This is a genomic window from Thermodesulfobacteriota bacterium (assembly GCA_039028315.1).
Lineage (GTDB): Bacteria > Desulfobacterota_D > UBA1144 > Nemesobacterales > UBA2774 > CR02bin9.
This window is the reverse complement of sequence record JBCCIH010000210.1, coordinates 1-3,695: the sequence shown is the minus strand read 5'-3', so window position 1 is coordinate 3,695 and position 3,695 is coordinate 1. Positions and strand designations below refer to the sequence as shown.

The following is a 3,695-nucleotide window of genomic DNA, read 5'->3' as shown; positions in this document are numbered from 1 at the left end:
TCCTAAACAGCGCGATGCTCACGGTCTTAAGCAGGATAACCTTAAGATGTCAGATAACACTCTTTTAGATGTTATCAGATATTACACTCGTGAAGCAGGCGTTAGAACGCTTGAGCGTGAGATAGCAACACTATGCAGAAAGGCTGCTAGAGATGTTGTGAAGAAAGGTCCGGAGCATACAGTTAAATTATCTCCGGCAACTATTAAGAAAGAAAACTATCTTGGGATACCTAAATTTAAGTATGGTGAGATAGAAGAAAAAGATCATGTAGGAATGTCAACAGGACTTGCGTGGACAGAAGTTGGCGGTGAGCTGCTCACAATTGAGGTTTCAATTGTGCCTGGTAAAGGTAACTTCACAGTGACAGGTAAGCTTGGCGAAGTTATGCAGGAGTCAACTCAGGCTGCTATGAGCTATGTAAGATCAAGAGCAGAGAGGCTAGGGCTTGAGCGCGGCTTCCACCAAAAAGTAGATATTCATATTCACGTACCTGAAGGCGCAACTCCAAAGGACGGACCTTCAGCTGGTATTGCAATATCAACTGCAATTGTTTCAGCGCTTATTAGAAAGCCTGTAAAACATGATGTTGCAATGACTGGAGAGATCACTCTTAGAGGAAGAGTTCTTCCGATAGGAGGTCTAAAAGAGAAGATTCTTGCAGCTCATAGAGGAAAAGTAAAAACAGTGATTATTCCTCATGAAAATGAAAAGGATCTTAGGGATATACGTGATTCTATCCTTAAGGATATAGAAATTAAGCTTGTAGAGCATATGGATGATGTTTTAGATGCGGCAATTGTATCTGAAACCCCAGTTCTTCAAGATATTGTTATACCGCCTCCAACCATGACCATCGGTGATGAAGTAGGGGCTAATGTAAACTAGAAAATAAGGGGGCTGATTAGAAATAGTCAGCCCTTCTAATATTACCGTTTGAACCAAACAAAATATTTTTTAACTAGTTATACCGCTTAATATTGATGGGGTTAAAGATTTGTACATAATGTTGAGCGGAAACTATTGAGGACACAGCATCGGGAGGTCAGAAATGTTTAGTTCTGAGTTTTCGGTGGCGGAGCGGGATGGGTCGGAAAACAAAATCAAAATATCTAACTTATTTTATAGACAACTGGCCTAAATTCAGTTATATATTAACCCCTCATTAATACAGAGGGCGGTTAGCTCAGCACGGGAGAGCGCTTGCCTTACAAGCAAGATGTCACAGGTTCAAATCCTGTACCGCCCACCACTTGAAATACTTCTCGCGGAGCCGTAGTTCAGCCCGGTTAGAACGCTGGCCTGTCAAGCCAGAGGTCGCGGGTTCAAATCCCGTCGGCTCCGCCACTTTTCCCCAGTAAATACGCTATAGTAAATACGCTATGTTAAGCGAATATTTGGAAACGCATGTTTGGTTTGATACAATACTTTTACCCAGAGAGTAGCGTAACCATACGCTCCCGGTTCCTGGATTTCACAGGTGAATTTGTTCTTCATTGCCATATACTAGATCATGAAGACCTTGGAATGATGCAGAATGTAGAAGTTATTGCTTAGAGGAAGCCAATTAGCGTGCTGTAAGCAAGATTGAGATCATTATGATTAATTTTTTATTCGTATAAATCATCGTAGGTATAACCAAGTGTCTCGAAGTCGAGCATTGAAGCATTTGTTATACCCTCTTTCATCATTTCAGGATTATCACTATACTCAGTATATGGATACATCTCATCGTTTAGATTCCATCCTTCGTTCCACCCAGATTCAGGCTCATACGATGCACCGTATCGTGCTTCCCAAGCCGCCCATATTCTGTCAACATTACAATGATGAATCCAAAATACCGGATCGTTAGGAGAGCAATCCAGGGCTGACATGGTACCCACAAATGTCGAAGATTCTGTCGAATCAAATGTGCCGTCGGATATATCTGAGTCCCACTGTCCGCCGAGCCATACGTGCGGTACAGAATGCAGTTGGAGTGGTGAGATACCCAAGAGATAGTTCCTAAAGCTCTCATCTATATCAGCATCAACATCAAACGGAGGTGAATCATATGTAGTAACCTCTAGCAATTCCTCTACATCTTCTGCTGTTGGTAGATCTACAGATTTTGGACCTCTGGTAATAAAGGGAAATGGACAATTGGAAGCCTGATTGCCATCACTCGAGATCTGAGAAGCTGTCAAATTAATTGAAAACAATCCCTTAGCAAAAGAACTAGTACTAATTGAATAGTTATCATCTTCATTTCCTAAAGAAGGTCCCATAAAATCATCGGAGAAAACTATATCAAGACTAGATTCATCTGTCCAATCCCAATAAGGCAGAGCAAAGTCTTCACGAATGTGAACTCGGACTGCATTTTCAAACAGCATTAAAATCTTGCGGTGCCAGGGGAGAAATGAGGGGCACTGGTGAGAGACGCTATATCCAAATGTCAATGTAGCATTAATAACACTTAACTGATGAAAACGAACCATCTGGTCATAAAAACATAGAGAAGGTTCAAATGGTGACTGCAGATTCTTTAGAAAATGTATCGCGTCCACAAGCTCCTCTCGTGCATCACTGCTGATACTAGTTACGTTTGATCTAACCCGTAGAGGACCATTATTGTTATTTGTCATATCACTACCACAGGAGTAACTCCAGCTTCCAACAGTTGCAGCCGCAGCAGTAGCAACAAGACCGGTTTTTAAAAATTGGCGACGTGACACGTCTGACGAATTACGCTTTTTCATGTGTTTTACCTACCTACCATCTAGATTTTACCACCTAGTTTAAGTATATGAAATATCTAAAAATACACAAATATGTTATAAATATAAAAGTAGTAAAACACTGAAAACAAGAATAGAATTGAGAAAGAAATAATAAGACTATAGTTACTGAAAATATTGGCTCAGTTTAATCTATATATTTCAATATAAGTATTTAAGTTTATTTATTGTAATAGCAGGTCTCTATATTTGTAAACAGAGTGTGCAGCTCAGTCTTGATAATTTAATTGCAGGTCAAAAATATTTGCAAGTGCGATCTCTACGTCATTGCCTGGGTCTATCTCACATTCCCTTACGTGTCCCATTATTGTTTCGTCATCAGAGATAAAATGTACATGCCAAGGAAATTCAGCTATACCAACTGTAATATTTTCTACAACAAAAGTATCATCACCGAAATAATACGGGCTTTTATAGCCAACCATCGTTCCGGATACGTCCTCGATACTGAATATAGGGGTGTCCTCTATTACACCGGCCTCCACTGCATAATCTATTGATGAAAAAGTGCCGCGTATTAAGAATACAGCCAAACGGTCGACTTCGTCATCACCTACAATATCATCTAAATAATCTGCAAGATCATCCTCACAGCCGACAGTGTCAGTAGTAACGGTTGTGTAGTCGGCTTGAAAATTAGACATGACACCAATTACGGCAATTTCGTCATCATCGTCCAATTCACTAACAGCGCCACTAGAATCTGTTATTAAAGCTTTGCCGCCAAAAACTATTATTTCTCCTCCCGGAGCACCGCCAACGCCTATTCCTGTCGGGTCGACTACTTCTGACGGTTTAGCCCTAGATGTAAGATAAGTAGGGTTATCAGCACCCCATTGAAATATACGATTTACATTATCAGAATCACTAGCACCACCCTCACTACAGGCTGTGAGCATGAAACCTGAAATACT

3 protein-coding genes, 2 tRNA genes and 1 pseudogene are annotated in these 3,695 nt (G+C 40.6%); 4 read left to right on the top strand and 2 right to left on the bottom strand.

The window, feature by feature from the left end:
- The 4 genes and pseudogenes from AAF462_10875 to AAF462_10860 all read left to right on the top strand — a co-directional run.
- Positions 1–886, top strand: an 886-nt coding sequence (locus AAF462_10875; protein ID MEM7009624.1) for a S16 family serine protease, incomplete at its 5' end; no start/stop codon positions are given.
- A 287-nt stretch (positions 887–1,173) separates the two neighbouring features.
- Positions 1,174–1,250, top strand: a tRNA-Val gene (locus AAF462_10870).
- 17 nt (positions 1,251–1,267) lie between these two features.
- A tRNA-Asp gene (locus AAF462_10865) sits at positions 1,268–1,345 on the top strand.
- A gap of 87 nt (positions 1,346–1,432) precedes the next feature.
- Positions 1,433–1,555 (top strand): annotated as a pseudogene (locus tag AAF462_10860) (multicopper oxidase domain-containing protein).
- A 53-nt stretch (positions 1,556–1,608) separates the two neighbouring features.
- Here AAF462_10860 and AAF462_10855 read toward each other — a convergent pair.
- Together AAF462_10855 and AAF462_10850 are read right to left on the bottom strand one after the other, a co-directional pair.
- Complete coding sequence (locus AAF462_10855; protein MEM7009623.1) at positions 1,609–2,742, bottom strand: tyrosinase family protein; 1,134 nt, start codon at positions 2,740–2,742, stop codon at positions 1,609–1,611.
- Between the two features lie 248 nt (positions 2,743–2,990).
- Positions 2,991–3,695, bottom strand: a 705-nt coding sequence (locus AAF462_10850; GenBank protein MEM7009622.1) for an acetolactate decarboxylase, incomplete at its 5' end; no start/stop codon positions are given.

Excerpts from the sequence above, each read along its gene's own strand:
- AAF462_10855 (MEM7009623.1), bottom strand. The coding sequence starts at position 2,742 with ATGAAAAAGCGTAATTCGTCAGACGTGTCACGTCGCCAATTTTTAAAA.